Below are 14,033 nucleotides of genomic sequence, written 5' to 3'. Positions count from 1 at the left end.
GACCTCGTCGTGGTCCGCGATCGACGTGAACGCTCACACGCTGTTACCGTCCTGCTGGCCCATCCATCGGAGGACGGCGGGGTGCGCGTCGGCCGCCAGGGCCGTCAGGAGGTGCGTCGTGACGCTGACTTCGAGTCAAGCATTGTTGCTGTTGATGGCGGGGTGCGCCTCGGCGTGCAGCGCGCCTGGACCGCAGGCGGCGGGCAATGGTCCTGCCGGGCGCCCCGCGGAGCGCGCGCTCCGGCCGAGCGGCGCCGCGCCGGTCGAGCTCGGGCGGATCGTGAGCAGAGCGCGGGCGAGCTTTCGAGCCACGCGACAAGGGCTCTCCGCCGAGGGCGCCGCCCACCGGATCGACCTCGCGGGCGGCGCGGCGCGGATCCGCGCGAAGCCCGTGGCGAGGGCGGCACGCAGGGGGCGGGCGAGGCAGCTCCAGGCGCTCGCCGAGGCGCGCACTGCCGCCGAGCTGACGGCGCGCCGCCGAGCGCTCCGCGGGCCTCTCCTCGAGGGCGCGCCCGGCGAGTTCCAGCCGGGGAGCGCGCTCACGCTCACGACGCGATCGATCGCCCGCGCCGGCCACGAGTGCGTGAACGGCGAGGGCCGCGTGCGCATGGCGGCGGACGGCGGCGCGGAGCGCGCGTTCGGGACCTGCAGCGAGCTGTGGAAGAACCACGAGGCGAACGCCGAGCAGGCGTTCCGGTTCCCCGAGCGGCCTGGGGGGCGCGGCGATCTCGTCGTGCGCGTGAGCGCCCGGCTCGGCGCCGCGGACGCCGCGCCCTCGGTCGCGAGCGACGCCCGCGGCCTCGTCCTCGGCGCCGCGCCGGCGCAGCGGTTCGTGTACGGCCACGGCACGTGGATCGACGCGTCGGGCCGCCGCGTTCCGGTGCCCGCCCGCTGGGCGGACGGCCACATCGAGCTGCGCGTGCCCGCCTCGGTCGTCGAGGAGAGCGGCTATCCGGCGCTGCTCGATCCGGAGGTGGGCCCGGAGATCGGGACGGAGCCGCCCGTGCCCGTCCAGCACGACGTCGGGTTCGATCCGGAGATCGCGACCGACGGGACGAGCTACGTCGTCGTCTTCGAGGATCTGTCGCGCATCCGCGCGGTCCGCGTCGGCGCGCGCGGGGACGTGCTCGATCTCGACTGGCTGGATCTGGGCGAGGAGTCCGCCGGGCAGTACCTGCCCAGCGTGGCGTACGGCGGAGGCCGCTACCTCGTCACCTGGAGCCAGTACGGCGACGACGCCCGGATCACCATTCGCGGCCGCGTGATGCGACCCGACGGCACGCTCGAAGGGCCGGCGAGCTTCGCGATCTCGACGTCGGACGAGGGCGTGTATCCCTCGGTCGAGTGGAACGGGGAGCGCTTCGTGGCCGCCTGGCTCAGCCTCGCCGACGATGGGGCCGACGACGTCCGCGCGACCCTCGTCGACCCGAGCGGCAGCGCCGTTCCCGGCGCCGAGCGCGCCCTCTCCACGAGCGGCCGCGCGTCGCGCCCGGCGGTCGGCGCCGGGGCGGACGTCTCCGTCGTGGCCTGGGACGAGGACGCCGGCGGCGGCGCGCGGGCCGTCCGTGCGACGCGGGTGGCCAGCGATGGGAGGGCGCTCGACGCCGGGGGCGTTCCGATCTCGGAGGGCCCGGGCAACGCGCGGCTGGCCGCGCTCGCGTCCGGCGGGGCGAGCTTCCTGGCCACGTGGGTACGGGACGATCCCACGAGCACGATCCGGGGCGCGGTGCTGCGCGCCGACGGCACGATCGCGGCAAGGGACTTCCCGATCTCGCGGCCGAGCCCGGGCACCGGGGCCCCCGCCGCGGCGTTCGACGGCAGCAGCTATCTCGTGGCCTGGGCCGACGAGCGGGACGGTCGCTCGATGTACGGGGCCCGCGTCTCGGCCGAGGGCGTCGTGCTGGGAGATGATGTGAGGCTCGCGGACGGGTCGCCTCGCTCCATCTGGGATTCGGATCGGAGCTCGCTCGCGTGGAACGGCTCGCGCTTCCTGCTCGCGTTCCAGGGCCAGGGCATCGAGGGCAGCCTGATCGGCCCGGATCTCACGCTGGCCGCGGGCCGGCTCGGGCTCAGCCCCCTGCCGAACAAGCAGGGCGCCCCGCGCGTCGCCTGGACCGGCGAGAGCTACCTCGTCGCCTGGACCGACGAGCCGGACCCGGACCGGGAGCGGGTGACCGCGCGCGCGGTGCGCGTGAGCGCGGCCGGCGAGGTCGTCGATCCGGTCGGGATCGAGCTCGCGAGCAGCGCCTTCGCGATCGATCTGGCCTCGAACGGCGACGGCGCGTCGGTGCTCACCTGGAGCGCGCTCGGCGCCGGCGGGGATCACCTGCGGCGGGTGTCGGGCGACGGCGCGCTCGGGCAGAGCGTCGCCGTCTCGTCGCTCCACCTGTCGGCGCCGCCGTCGGTCGCCGGCAACGGCGACGGTTATCTGGTGACCTTCGTGGAGAGGACCGCGGAGGAGCCCTTCGTGTACACCGCGTCGGGCCGCCTGCTCGGCGCTTCGGGGAGCGCTGGCCCGGTGTTCCCCATCGTGCCCTCGGTCGGGCCGGAGTCGCACGCGATGCCGCTCCACGCCGGGCGGGACTACCTGGTGGCCTACGTGAAGGCGGGCCTGCATCTCGTCCCCGTGAGCCGCACGGGAGGCGTCGGGGAGGGCTTCCTGCTGTCGAGCGCACCGGCCGCCATCGCCGGGGCGACGGACGGCACGGACACGCTCGTTGTCTGGACGGAGTCCGCAGGTAGCTGGCCGGAGGGCGGTGAGGGGCCGGTGCAAGGTCGAATCTACGGCACGGGCGGCTGGCGGGGTGAAGCGTTCCTGATCTCGCCGACGAGCGCCGGTCATGCGGCGGCCGTGGCCTGGGACGGCGCGAGCTACCAGGTGGTGTGGGAAGAGGCGGAGACGCACCGGCTCCGGATCCGCGCCGTGGCCCCCGATGGAACGCCGGGCATGGAGGCGCTGCTCGTCGATGACGAGTGCAATGCGCCGATGCTGGCCCGCGGCGAGGGTGGCCGGTTCCTCCTGACCTATGACAAGCTCGGCCCTGCTGCGCGCACGCGGCGCGTCGTCTCGCGGCTGCTCAGCTGGGAGCCCTCACCCGGGCTGGCCGCAGCCGGCGGCGCGGGTGGAAGCGGCGGCGCAGGGCTCGGTACGGACGGAGGCGGCAGCGTGGAGCCGGGCGCGGGCGGGAGCGGCGGTGCGGAGCCGGTGGTGGGCGGAAACGGCGGTGCGGAGCCGGGCGCGGGTGGCCGAGCAGAGAACGGCGGGGGCGGCGGCACCTCCAGCGTTGCCGCCGGCAGCAGCAGAAATGACGGAACCGACGACACCAGCAACGACGCACGATGCAGCGCTCACGGCGCTGGCAGCAGGTCCGCATACATCGGGCTCACCGTTGCCCTGTTCGGTCTCGCCCTCATTGCACGACGGGCGGCATCCACCCAGGGGAACAGCTACGGATCCACCCAAGTCCACACGACCGAGAAGAGGCACACGTAGATTGTCGCCTGACCCATCGACACCCCGTCCATGTCCACATCCGGCACCACCTCGTTTCCGAGCTCCGGCGGGATCGGCTGGTAGCCGGGGTACGTGGCCTCGATCTCCCCAGCGATCTCGCGCGCCACCGGCTCCTCCTCGGGGATGCCGGGGAGGTGGATCCCGTAGTATGGCCCGAGCAGGGACACGTGGAAGCTGAGCGCCGCATCATCGGTGAGCCAGATGCGGGCCGAGTACGCCGGTTCGACCCACCCCGCCAACAGGCTGAGCGACTCGTTCTGAAGGCTGCATCGCTCCCCCAGCCTGTCGATCATGACCTTCCACCTTGGGTACTCCGCTTGCCCTCGGCTTGCGGCTTCCACCAGGCGGCGGCGCTCCTCCGTGTCCTCGTAGACGAGCTCGCCGGGGGGCACATGGATGCGCGTGATTTTATGCACACCGCGCGGGTAGAAGCGGTAAACAACGTCGAGGAGCTCGGAGCGAGTTATCATCGTGGACCGGTCACCTTGGCGCCGAGTCGCTTGTACTTGGACTTGAACGCAGCGTCCGCCGTGTCAGCAAACCTTTTGCAGAAGATACCTGCCGGCAGGTGGTAGTCCATGCCGTTTGCGACCTCCTCCATGATCTCCTCGCTGAGGCTGGATGCACGATCTGGATCGATTAGTCCATAAATCTTAGGGCGCGATCGGCGGTTCAAGGGTGCCGCCCTCGTCTTCCGCTCGGCCGCGGATGTACTTGGACGCGAACTGAGCGGCCAGCTCCACCGCGTGGAGCGGATCCGCACCGGCTAGCTGGCGATCGAACGCGACCTCGTCTCCCCACAGGATCGTTACGCTGATATCCCAAGGTGCGGGATCGTCTGCACCGCGCACCTGCTTGACATCGAACAATCGCACGACGATGTTCTGATGGACATCTCCACCAAAATCGTACTTTAACTCGATCATGATCATCGGCACTTTCTGTCGCAATCGCGGTTACAAACAGCGAGGTCGTTTGTGCATTCAGACAGGCAGTTCTTATCCCCCCTGGGGCAATTATTGCGGCAATTCACCCATATCTGGTAACAGAGCTCCTTGCAGTGCTCTAAACAGTCATTCTGCGCACCGGTCACCCACCGACACGGGCCGCACGACTGCACGCCGGAGCCGAGGTGCACCCCGTTGGCATATTCACATCGTTCCTTGGTTTCGTCCAGGCTCGCATGGTGGCCCTGGTAGAGCGTGGTGCAGGTGCCTGCCTCGCCTCGGTTCTTGCACTGAGCTGAATCAGCCTTCCACGTGACCGTACACTCGGCGACCTGTGAGGCGCCGCACGGGTCCTCCTCGTAGCCGGTGTGATTCTGCGGCTGGAGAGGTACATAGCCGAAGCCGCCGACCCCCCCCGTGGGGGTGATGATGCTCCCGCCAGCGCCTTCCGTTCCTTCGCCCCAGACGTAGCACTCTCCCAAGTCGAAGTTACACCCTTCCCGTACCGCGGCCAGGCTCTCGGCCTCGTAGTCCCATGCCGGCAGAGAGTCGCCTGACGTCGTCTCTTCGTGGAATTGCGCCAGCTGCTCGAGCACGCGAGCGGTGTGCGTGCTGTTGTTCCAGGGCCAGTGGCACACCGGCACGATCCGCTCGAAGTAGAGCAGCCAGCGCTGTCTCCCGAGCCGCTGGGCGCCGAGCAGCTCCGGCGAGAAGCGCCGCGCGACCGACCTCGAGAGCCGCCGGTAAACAACCGCCTCGCGCGCCGCAACGCCATGCACGAGCTTGGCCACGAACGTGACGCTCCGCGGCCCCCTGCCGCCACGCAGCACGCTCGGCCTGGTCGTCGGCAAGCCGCTCGGCGTCTTCCTCGCGAGCTTCGCGATGGTCCGGCTCGGCGTCTGCGCCCTGCCGCGCGACATCGGCTGGCGCGGGATCGCCGTCGTGGGCTGCGTCGCAGGCGTCGGCTTCACGATGGCGATCTTCACCGCAGGCCTCGCGTTCGACGAGGCCGCGATGCTTGCCGCGGCCAAGCTGGGCGTCCTGCTCGCCTCGACCGTGGCGGCCGTGGTGGGCCTCCTCGTCGGCAGGCTCGCGCTATCAGGCACCGCGGCAGCCGGTGCGGCGCGGACGGCGGAGGAGGCCGAGGGGTCGACCGAGCCGTAACCGCAGCCACGAGGTACTCGCGCGGCTGGTCTCAGCGAGCGCCGGCGTCCGTGCCCGCGCTGGCGTCCACCGGAGCCACGGCGCGATCGCCCTGGGCCCCGGCGGTGCGCACCACGAGGTCGAGATGACCACCCGCCGCCGCGCCCCTCGCGGACGTGCTCTCGATCAGTGCGGAGCGCCGGCAGGTACCAGAATCCCGAGCTCGCCCTTGTCGCCGGTCATCGGACGACCGAAACGCGTGGGTTTCCCCGTCTCCGGGTCGCGCGCGAACGCATCGATGCCGTTGTCACCGTCGGGAGGGACACGGAAGACAGGGTTATCGTCCGACGAACTCAATTCCTTCGCGCAGGAGCTGTAACCACCGTCGCCGGTCCGGCGTCGGGACCGATAGCCACTCTTTGAAGATCTTCCCTGCCGGGCCGAAGGGCTTGCCCACGCCGGTTTCGATGAGCTCCGCGACGCGCTCCCTGGGCAGCTTCACCACCAAACCCGAGCCCTTGTAGTCGACCAGCGCGAGAAATTCCTTGCCGACACGGAGGCATCGGCCGTTCATGATCGTGCCTTCCGTGATGCGTGGGTCGTTTCGCTCGAGCTCCGCGGCGAGCCGCCAGAACAGATCTTCAGGAGAGGTGGTCATGGATTGGCGTTCTCCTCGTAGAAGCATCTCACGAGCCAAGGCACACCGCCGGGGAATACGACGGAGGCCGAGTCGATGCGAGTCGACAGGGTCGGAAAGGTCTTCTTGTCTGCACCGCGCCACGCCGTCAGCAGGGGGTGGTCCTCGCAGCGCGCCGCGCTTCTCGGCGTGAGACGCAGGTCTGCATGGATCGGGGAAACAGCGCCACGTGCCGAGGTGGTCAGCGGAGCCATGGGCGGTCTCCGTTGGCCGTGAGGCGAGCGAGCCGGTCCTGTATTTGCCTCCGCTCGTGCATGTTGCGCGCGCACCGTTCCGCCTCCCTGAGCGCGCGGGCAGCGGCCGCCGTCTCCCCCACTTCACCCAGGAGCGTCCCCCGAACGAGGTGCACGTAAGGATAGGCGCTCACATCGACGTCACGCTGTTCGAGCAAGGCGAGCCCCTCCGCAGGCCCCCTGGCTCGGGCAACGGCGAAGGCGCGATTCACACGCACCGCCGGCGTCGGTCGGAACCGCTCGAGCAGCGCGTAAAGCGACGCGATCTCAGCCCAATCGGTCGCCTCGGCCGTGCGCGCCTTGCAGTGGACGGCGGCGATCGCCGCCTCCGTCTGGAGCGGTCCGGGTGCCCCCAGGCCGAGAGCCCGCTCGAGCAGGTCGGTCGCGCGACGAATGCCATCATGATCCCATCGGGTTCGGTCCTGCTCGGGCAACGGAACCGGGCCGCCATGCTCGTCGAGCCTAGCATCGCGGCGCGCGTCGTGGAGCAAGAGCAGCGCGAGCAGCCCCGCGGCCTCCGACTCCCGGGGGTAGGTTTCGCACAACGAACGAGCGAGGCCGATCGCGAGCCGGCAAAGGTCCGCGCGGACCGGCGCGTCGTCCGCGGATGACCAGTAGCCCTCGTTGAACAACAGATGAATGGTTCGCAGCACGGCGCCGATGCGCTCGTGTCCGCGCTCCGGCGTCGTCCCCTCGACATCGCCCTTGTCACGCAGCCGCTGGCGCGCTCGCGTCAGGCGTTGCTCCATGCTCCGGGGAGCCACGACGAACGCCAGGGCGATTTCACCGACGGAGAGCCCAACCACCGTCGAGAGCGCCAGGGCCGCGCTTTCGCCGTCTTCGAGCGCTGGATGGCAGCACGCGAACAGGAGCCTGAGCAGCTCGTCCTTCCAGCCGCGAAGGATCTCCGGCTCGGCGGCGGCGATACGCGCCCACGGGCTCAGCTGCGCCAGCACCACGATGGCGTCCTCGTGACGCTCCTCCTTCCGCGAGCGCCTGACTCGGTCCCGGTAGGAGTTGGCAGCAACCGTGATCAGCCACGCCTCTGCGGATTCGGGCGCGCCGGTGACGGTCCATGACTTGAGCGCGCGCTCGATCGCGTCATGGACCGCGTCCTCCGCGTCCACGAGCGACCTAGTGAGACCGAGCGTCTTCGCGAGCACGCTGGGGTAGACGCGCCGGATCGCCCCCGCGTGATCCGCCTGGCTCAAGGCTTCCACCGCCAGTTGACCGGGCGCACCTCCACGGCGTGCGCGCCGTCACCGCAAATCTGCCGCGCGCGTGCGAGCGCCTGCTCCTCACTTTCGCAGTCCACCACATAGAAGCCAACGAGCCATTCTTTCGCCTCGATGAACGGGCCGTCGGTGACCTCATGCCCCCCGGAGCGCGGACGGATGGTCCGCGCCGCGCGCGTTTCGTCGAGCCGCGCGACGGCGTGTAGCTCTCCGCGCGCTGACGCCTCGGCTTGGAGCGCACGATGCTCGAGGAGCGCCCGCCTTTCCTCGAGCTCCGGAATCGGAACCGAAGGAGGGGATGTCCGGTAAATCAGCAGCGCGTATGTCGTCATCGTCGCTCCAAGCCCAGGATGTCTCGCAGTTCGCGCTAGCCAGCGCGGGCGCTTTCCCGGCCAGCGCTCAGCCCTTCTCGCTTCTCCGATTGGATCTCGCTCTTGGAGATGCCGGGATCGTGCTCGTCGAGGGCGTCGAGGCGGTCGAGCGCGACCCACAGGCGCTCCGGAAGCGCCGCCATGTGAATCGGGCTCCTCAGCACCGTCATGGTCAGGCCTTCTTCCAGAGACCTATCGCCGCGCCGCCCGGATCGCGCACGATGGAAAAGTATCCGGCGGGCCCCCGGCTCTTTTCCTTGAGCAGCACCGCGCCGAGCGAGATCGCCTGCTGGGTGGCTGCATCGACGTCGTCGACCATCACGAACGGGATCCAGGCGCTCTGATCGCCGTAGCGCTCGGTCTTCGACGCGAGGGCCGCGAACGGTCCTCCCTCGCCTGCCAGCATGGTCATGCCGCCCGGGCCATCGGACGGCTTCCAGCCGAGCAGCGTCTCGAAGAACTTCTTGGTCTCATTGGATTTTTCGCCGTTGTGATGGAACCAGACAAAGGGGGCTTGCATGGCTTATTTTCTCCCAGCTCGAAGCCCCGAAGCGGGGCCTCGATCGGGAGACGTTCGAGCGGGTCGCGCCACGACAGGTCCCTCTCAGAAAAAATCCGGTCCGCTCCCGGCCGACGAAGGCCAGAGCTTTCGCGCAAGAGATAGAACGAGTCGACGCTTGCTCGCGACGAGGCGCTGACCCGCTGCTTCACCGGGCGTCCATGCCCGGGGTCGAAGGCCTCTGCCAGCCCGCTGTCTCGGAGCTCCGCGGCGGGCTCCGCGCTGACCTTGACGACCAGGCGCCCCTTCACCTCCATGGCGAAGACGCTCTTTCCGATCTCGAGGCCCTCCGAGCCGAACATCGTTCCGCGCGTCACGCCGGCCTCACGCTCCAGCGTGGCGACCACCTGCGCAAAGTCGCGGATCAGCTCAGGCGGGCAGGTGTGGACATCGTGATGTCGGGTCGTCGTGACATCTCCACAAGTGAATGCTTGTGGTGTACCAGACGGCGCAGTGGTATACAAGTACCTGCTCGTGGAGCGCTCGGAGCAGCGAGGCGACCCTCGCCTGCAAGGCCCTCCTGGAGTCGAGGCGGGTGGAGATCCTGCGTCTCTTGAAGGCGGGCCCGCGCGGTCGCGCGAGATCGCGGTGGAGGTCGAGGTGTCGCAGCAAGCGGCTTCGCAGCACCTTGCGGTGCTCGAGAAGGCGGGCCTCGTCGAAGCGCGCAAGGAGGGCCTCGACAAAAAATGGCCGGACGTGTCCAAAACCCGGGCGCGCGAGCGTCATGGGGGTGCCGGTCGAGGTGACCGGCGGAGCTCTCCAAGGAGAAACCATGCCCAAGTATCTGTGTTTGCAGCGAGCGCTGCCCGGTGGAGATGGCGAGAAACCCTCGCCCGCCCAGATGCAAGCAATGTACGCCAAGTTCAACGAGTGGAGGGAGAAGTTCCAGAAGAACCTGCCTGATATGGGGGGCAAGCTCGGCGCGGGAAGGCTCGTCACCACGCAGCCTGCGCCGGACGGGCCCTTCGTGGAGGTCAAAGAGCTGGTCGGCGGCTACATGATCGTCTCGGCGCAGACGCTGGAAGAGGCGATCCAGGTGGCCCGTGAATGTCCAGGGCTCGTGCGACCCGGTTCAGGCGTCGAAGTCATCGAGATCCACGCTCCTTGAGCGCACCTCGGCTGCTTGAGCACTCCTTCCGGCACGAATATGGCCGGTTGGTCGCCATGCTCTCGCGCCGCGTAGGACTGCAGCACATCGAGGCTGTCGAGGACGCAGTTCAGTCGGCGCTCATGGCTGCCCTTGAATCGTGGACGACTGCCGGCTTGCCGGACAATCCATCCGCCTGGCTCTTCCGCGTGGCGCACAACCACCTTGTGGGAGAGATGCGCCGACGAGCGCGCCACGATCGCAGGGCGGAGCAGCACGCCCTGGACGACGCCGGTGCGCCGGAGAACGGCCCGGACCCTTTCCTCGCGGGCGATGTGCGAGACGATCTGCTCAGGATGCTGTTCGTCTGCTGCGACGACGCGATCCCCGTCGAGTCGCAGCTCGTGTTTGCGCTGAAGACACTCTGCGGCTTCGATGTCCGAGAGATCGCGGAGCGGCTCTTTACCAGCGAAGCCAACGTGTACAAGCGCCTTGGTCGTGCCCGCAGCCGCTTGCGGGAATCTCCGCTGCTCCGCGACGAGCTCACGGGAGAGCAGTGCGCCTCGCGGCTCCCCGCCGTGCACGCAATCCTCTACCTCCTGTTCACGGAGGGCTATCTCTCTTCCTACGCGGAGATAGCGATTCGCCGAGAGCTCTGCGACGAAGCGATGCGGCTGGCGGCCATCCTGGCGGAACACCCGGTGGGCCGGACTCCGGAAACGTCTGCCCTGCTGGCGCTGATGCATCTGCACGCGGCACGGATGACCGCTCGCCAGGATGCCTCCGGCGGGCTCCTGCTCCTGGAAGAGCAGGACCGATCTCTTTGGGACCAGCAGGAAATTCAGGCTGGGCTTTCGTGGCTGGCCGAATCGGCGCAGGGTGATGTGTTTTCCAGGTACCACGCGGAGGCCGGCATCGCCGCGGAGCATTGTCTCGCGCCGTCTGTCGCAGAAACCCGGTGGGAAAGGGTCGTGGACTGCTACGCCCTCCTGGAGCGGCTCGGCCCCTCCGCGATACACCGGCTGAATCGCGCGGTCGCGACGGCGGAGTGGCAGGGGCCTGCCGCGGGGCTCGCGGTCCTCGACGGCCTCGAGCCGCCCACTTGGCTGGCCGGCTCCTACCTGTGGGCCGCGGTGCTCGCCGACTTGCATCGGCGCTGCGGAAATGATGATGCGGCGCGGCGCTATCGAGATGTGGCGATCAAATCCGCGCCCACTCCCGCGGTGAAAGCGCTGTTGCAGCGGCGACTCCGGGCCATCGGTCCGTGATTCCCCGCAGGCTGGGGAGTGAAGGCGGGACTTCGGCGTCGCTTCGCGGCGGCTTCGCGCGGGCTGCCTGAGCCAGCGAGGGCGAGGGAGATCCTCGCGCGGCTTGAACTCCCGCTGAAAGTTCCGGAATGCCGAACGCGCGATCCCACGGAAGCCCCCCGTGTCAGCTACGTCGGAGCGCGCGAGAGCACTTTCGCGGACGCAGCGCCGAGGACCAAGCCAGCGCCGGCGCCGATCAGACCCGAGATGCCGAGGCCCGCGCAGCCCAGGCTCGCGGCCAGGACCGCGATGCCGCTCGCCCCGAGCCAGGTCGATGCGGGCGCCGAGCCCCGGACGAGGCGGACGCCGAGCCAAACGCCCGATGGAACGCCGATGCCCAGGCACACGGCGGTGCACACGGAGAGGAGCGGCGCGTCCGCGCAGGCCGGAGCCACCCGGGCGGCGGCGAGTCCCGCCAGGAGCGGCAGCGCGCCAGCGAGGAGCCCGTCGCGCACCGAGTCCGCCCCCTGCCGGTCGCGCCAGCGCAGGAAGAAGCTCGCGCCGAGCAGGAGCACTCCGAGGCACGCGCAGGTCTCGCGCTCGCCCGTCTCGAGCATGCAGACGAGCACGACAGGCACCAGTATCCACGCCGCGCGCGCCGCGACGCGCAGCCGGCCGACCTCGTATGCGCGGAGGCCAAGGCGCTTCAGCTGCTCACGGTTCACCATGGATGTGCCTCCAGATTCCGCGCAGACGGTCGAGCGCGCGCTGCTTGCGTTTGCGGAGCGTGGCGCCGGCGGCATCGGACGTGCCGTCCACGAGCCCGAGCGACACCCGATCCTCCTCCGTGTGTGAGCCTACGGCCTGCTCGAAGGCGAGCGCGATCTCCCGCGCGAGGAGCTGCTCCTCCTGCGACGCCGAGCCATCCAGCTGGCCTGCCACGGACGCTTCGTCGAAGACCTCGCGGCGGCGCTGGAGCCGGCGACGGTGCGTCATGATCTCGTAGCTGGCGATCCCGAACGCCCAAGAGAGGCCGTCGCGGCTTCGATCGAACTCGGCGATTCGAGCGCAGACCTTGTAGAAGACCTCCTGCGCGGCGTCCTCGGCGTCCGCGCCCCGGCCCACCCCACGCTCCGCGAACGAGAGGATCACGGGCCAGAGGTCGTCGAGCAGAACGTCGAACGCGGTCCGGTCTCCATCGGAGAGCCGAACCATGGCGTGGTGGATGGCTTTCCGGCGGGCTGCGTCCATGCGTACTTGGCCTGTGCTCCCCCTGGAACGCGGGCTTGCCGGTCAAGCACTCGAACAGCACGCAACCGAGCGCGAACACGTCCGTCGGCGGGCCCACCTCGCGCTCCGCGCGAGCCTGCTCCGGGGCCATGTAGCCGGGGGTTCCCAGGATCGATCCCGTCTGCGTCAGCCGGCTCGTCGCCCCGGATTGCCACGCCATCCCGAAATCAAGCACCTTCACCTGGTCGACCTCGCCGCCGATCAGCAGCAGGTTGCTCCGCTTGATGTCCCCGTGAACGACGCCGCGGGCGTGGGCCTCTGCGTGTTGCCTCCAAGCGGCTCGCCCGGTTTTGCTCGGACGCGCCTCGTTCTCGCTGCTATGTCAGGTTCGTGAGCGGCCCGGTGCAATGCTCCGGGGTGCCGAACGTGGTCCGGGTGTCGCCGAACAGGTTCAAGATCGACACGAGCAGGTTGTTGTGCGGGAGGTTCTTGTACCGGAGCCAGCGCCCGGTACGCAGACCGCCGCCGCCGCCGGCCAGGAGGAACGGCATGTTCGTCTTCTTGTGGCTCGGCGGATCCGAGATCTCGGAGCCGAAGAAGACGACGCTCTCGTCGAGCAGCGAGTGTCCGCCCATGTCGACCTTCTCCATCTCCTGCAGGAGATAGAGGTGTTGCTTCGAGTACCAGTTGCAGATCAGCTCGCACTCCGCCGCCCTGAAGCCGCCGTCGTGCTGGTAGTAATGGTGGTGCTCGCTCAGGTTCAGCCAGGGGAAGGTGTGCTTCGCCTCGGTGTCGCTCCACTGGAGGGTGCCGACCGCCGTGATGTCGCAGGCGAGCGCCATCACCAGCATGTCCGTCATGAGCTTGCCGACCTTGGGGATCGCAGCGTCGGTCGACGTGTCCTTGATCGAGCCGTTGTCGGCGGAGTTGCGCCCCGTGCGCGGGTTGTAGTCGGACGTGTCGACCTTCGCCGGCGCCTGGCAGGCGCCCGTCGCGGTCGGCGCCTTGCTGAGGCTCTCCTCGATCTCGCGGATCTTCGTCAGGTGCTGATCGATCTTCTGCCTGTCAGCCGCGCCGAGCCGCGAGGACAGGGCCGAGTAGCGCCGGTCGAGGAAGTCGAGGATCGACTGCTTCCGCGCGAGGCGACGGGCGGCGTCGTCGTCGGCGCCGGGGTTCAGCGTGCCGAAGAGATCGGTGAAGATCTCCACCGGATCGATGCGCGGCGGGATCGGGCTGTAGGGCGCGTCGTTCTCGAAATTGGCGATGTTCATCGGAGACAGCAGGCCGTGGGACTTTCCCGTCGCCCAGCGCACCGCGATCTCGAGGCTCGCCTTCGCCTTCTGCCCCCCGGAGATCCGGGAGGCGATCACCTGATCGATCGACGGCCCGCTCCCGTAGGCGCGGCCCGCGGCGCCGTCCTGCGGCGTGCCCGTGAGCCAGGCGATGATCCCGGCCTGGTGCTGCTCGCCGAGCCCGCTCTTCATGTCGAGGCCGTCGACGACGAGCAGCCGGCTCTGCACCGGCGCGAGCGGCGCCAGGATGGGGCTCAGCGTGTAGCTCGTCTCGGAGCCCGTCGGCCGCCAGCGGTCCATCACGGTCCCGCCGGGCGTGTAGACGGCGAGGAAGCGCTTCGCGGGGGCGGCCTGAGCGCGCGCCGTGGGCTCGGCGCCCATGATCTCCAGCCACGGGAGCGCGATGGCGATGCCGCCGGCACCTCGCAGCAAGGCACGCCGGTTCAAGCGAAACGTCGAGCGAGACGTCGACATAGCG

At 69.4% G+C, this 14,033-nt stretch carries 17 protein-coding genes and 1 pseudogene; 5 read left to right on the top strand and 13 right to left on the bottom strand.

Annotated elements, in window-relative coordinates; genetic code table 11:
- Nucleotides 1–118 precede the first annotated feature (118 nt).
- Entirely contained in the window at nucleotides 119–3,493 is a 3,375-nt protein-coding gene (locus WME97_RS05485) for a hypothetical protein (RefSeq protein WP_437549969.1), read from the top strand.
- On the opposite strand, the gene WME97_RS05480 is transcribed toward WME97_RS05485, so the two are convergent.
- The 4 genes from WME97_RS05480 to WME97_RS05465 are packed head-to-tail and all read right to left on the bottom strand — an operon-like array spanning nucleotide 3,448 to nucleotide 5,252.
- Nucleotides 3,448–3,984: a hypothetical protein gene (locus WME97_RS05480; RefSeq protein WP_437549968.1), complete on the bottom strand. Its 537-nt coding sequence runs from the start codon at nucleotides 3,982–3,984 to the stop codon at nucleotides 3,448–3,450. The genes WME97_RS05485 and WME97_RS05480 overlap by 46 nt on opposite strands.
- Nucleotides 3,981–4,115: a hypothetical protein gene (locus tag WME97_RS05475; protein WP_437549966.1), complete on the bottom strand. Its 135-nt coding sequence runs from the start codon at nucleotides 4,113–4,115 to the stop codon at nucleotides 3,981–3,983. The genes WME97_RS05480 and WME97_RS05475 overlap by 4 nt, the downstream gene beginning before the upstream one ends.
- A gap of 52 nt (nucleotides 4,116–4,167) precedes the next feature.
- Nucleotides 4,168–4,446 (bottom strand): hypothetical protein, encoded by a 279-nt coding sequence (locus WME97_RS05470; RefSeq protein ID WP_437549965.1) that lies wholly within the window; start codon nucleotides 4,444–4,446, stop codon nucleotides 4,168–4,170.
- The gene (locus WME97_RS05465) at nucleotides 4,443–5,252 is read right to left on the bottom strand and encodes a hypothetical protein (protein ID WP_437549963.1); all 810 of its coding nucleotides are present in this window, start codon (nucleotides 5,250–5,252) and stop codon (nucleotides 4,443–4,445) included. The genes WME97_RS05470 and WME97_RS05465 overlap by 4 nt, the downstream gene beginning before the upstream one ends.
- Here WME97_RS05465 and WME97_RS05460 point away from each other — a divergent pair.
- Nucleotides 5,245–5,625 (top strand): Na+/H+ antiporter NhaA, encoded by a 381-nt coding sequence (locus tag WME97_RS05460; protein ID WP_437549961.1) that lies wholly within the window; start codon nucleotides 5,245–5,247, stop codon nucleotides 5,623–5,625. The two genes, WME97_RS05465 and WME97_RS05460, sit on opposite strands and share 8 nt — an antisense overlap.
- Nucleotides 5,626–5,941: 316 nt before the next feature.
- On the opposite strand, the gene WME97_RS05455 is transcribed toward WME97_RS05460, so the two are convergent.
- From WME97_RS05455 to WME97_RS05435, 5 genes are all read right to left on the bottom strand, one after another.
- Nucleotides 5,942–6,262 (bottom strand): hypothetical protein, encoded by a 321-nt coding sequence (locus WME97_RS05455; protein WP_437549959.1) that lies wholly within the window; start codon nucleotides 6,260–6,262, stop codon nucleotides 5,942–5,944.
- 220 nt (nucleotides 6,263–6,482) lie between these two features.
- Nucleotides 6,483–7,745, bottom strand: a complete 1,263-nt coding sequence (locus WME97_RS05450; protein WP_437549957.1) for an RNA polymerase sigma factor — start codon at nucleotides 7,743–7,745, stop codon at nucleotides 6,483–6,485.
- Nucleotides 7,742–8,101 (bottom strand): YciI family protein, encoded by a 360-nt coding sequence (locus WME97_RS05445; protein ID WP_437549955.1) that lies wholly within the window; start codon nucleotides 8,099–8,101, stop codon nucleotides 7,742–7,744. The genes WME97_RS05450 and WME97_RS05445 overlap by 4 nt, the downstream gene beginning before the upstream one ends.
- Before the next feature lie 35 nt (nucleotides 8,102–8,136).
- Complete coding sequence (locus WME97_RS05440; RefSeq protein WP_437549953.1) at nucleotides 8,137–8,310, bottom strand: hypothetical protein; 174 nt, start codon at nucleotides 8,308–8,310, stop codon at nucleotides 8,137–8,139.
- A 2-nt stretch (nucleotides 8,311–8,312) separates the two neighbouring features.
- Nucleotides 8,313–8,660, bottom strand: coding sequence for a VOC family protein (locus WME97_RS05435; protein ID WP_437549951.1), 348 nt, complete (start codon nucleotides 8,658–8,660; stop codon nucleotides 8,313–8,315).
- A 447-nt stretch (nucleotides 8,661–9,107) separates the two neighbouring features.
- Here WME97_RS05435 and WME97_RS05430 point away from each other — a divergent pair, with 447 nt between their 5' ends.
- From WME97_RS05430 to WME97_RS05420, 3 genes are read left to right on the top strand one after another with little or no spacing between them, the layout of a single operon-like run.
- A complete protein-coding gene (locus tag WME97_RS05430; RefSeq protein ID WP_437549949.1) occupies nucleotides 9,108–9,602 on the top strand; it encodes a helix-turn-helix domain-containing protein in 495 nt (164 codons plus the stop codon).
- Nucleotides 9,490–9,807, top strand: a complete 318-nt coding sequence (locus tag WME97_RS05425; RefSeq protein WP_437549947.1) for a YciI family protein — start codon at nucleotides 9,490–9,492, stop codon at nucleotides 9,805–9,807. Before WME97_RS05430 ends, WME97_RS05425 begins: the two co-directional genes overlap by 113 nt.
- A gap of 56 nt (nucleotides 9,808–9,863) precedes the next feature.
- A complete protein-coding gene (locus WME97_RS05420) occupies nucleotides 9,864–11,054 on the top strand; it encodes an RNA polymerase sigma factor (RefSeq protein WP_437549945.1) in 1,191 nt (396 codons plus the stop codon).
- A gap of 167 nt (nucleotides 11,055–11,221) precedes the next feature.
- On the opposite strand, the gene WME97_RS05415 is transcribed toward WME97_RS05420, so the two are convergent.
- From WME97_RS05415 to WME97_RS05400, 4 genes and pseudogenes are all read right to left on the bottom strand, one after another.
- The gene (locus tag WME97_RS05415) at nucleotides 11,222–11,761 is read right to left on the bottom strand and encodes a hypothetical protein (protein WP_437549943.1); all 540 of its coding nucleotides are present in this window, start codon (nucleotides 11,759–11,761) and stop codon (nucleotides 11,222–11,224) included.
- A complete protein-coding gene (locus WME97_RS05410; protein ID WP_437549941.1) occupies nucleotides 11,748–12,248 on the bottom strand; it encodes an RNA polymerase sigma factor in 501 nt (166 codons plus the stop codon). Before WME97_RS05410 ends, WME97_RS05415 begins: the two co-directional genes overlap by 14 nt.
- Nucleotides 12,249–12,300: 52 nt before the next feature.
- Nucleotides 12,301–12,564, bottom strand: a pseudogene (locus WME97_RS05405) (protein kinase domain-containing protein); the annotation flags it as partial.
- Between the two features lie 76 nt (nucleotides 12,565–12,640).
- On the bottom strand, nucleotides 12,641–14,029 hold the full coding sequence (locus WME97_RS05400; protein WP_437549939.1) for a DUF1552 domain-containing protein: 1,389 nt from the start codon (nucleotides 14,027–14,029) through the stop codon (nucleotides 12,641–12,643).
- Nucleotides 14,030–14,033: the final 4 nt, after the last annotated feature.

It is taken from the genome of Sorangium sp. So ce367, assembly GCF_051520455.1.
Classification (GTDB): Bacteria; Myxococcota_A; Polyangia; order Polyangiales; family Polyangiaceae; genus Sorangium; species Sorangium cellulosum_B.
Note: the sequence above shows the minus strand (reverse complement) of the source record. Positions and strands in the feature narration are given on the sequence as shown.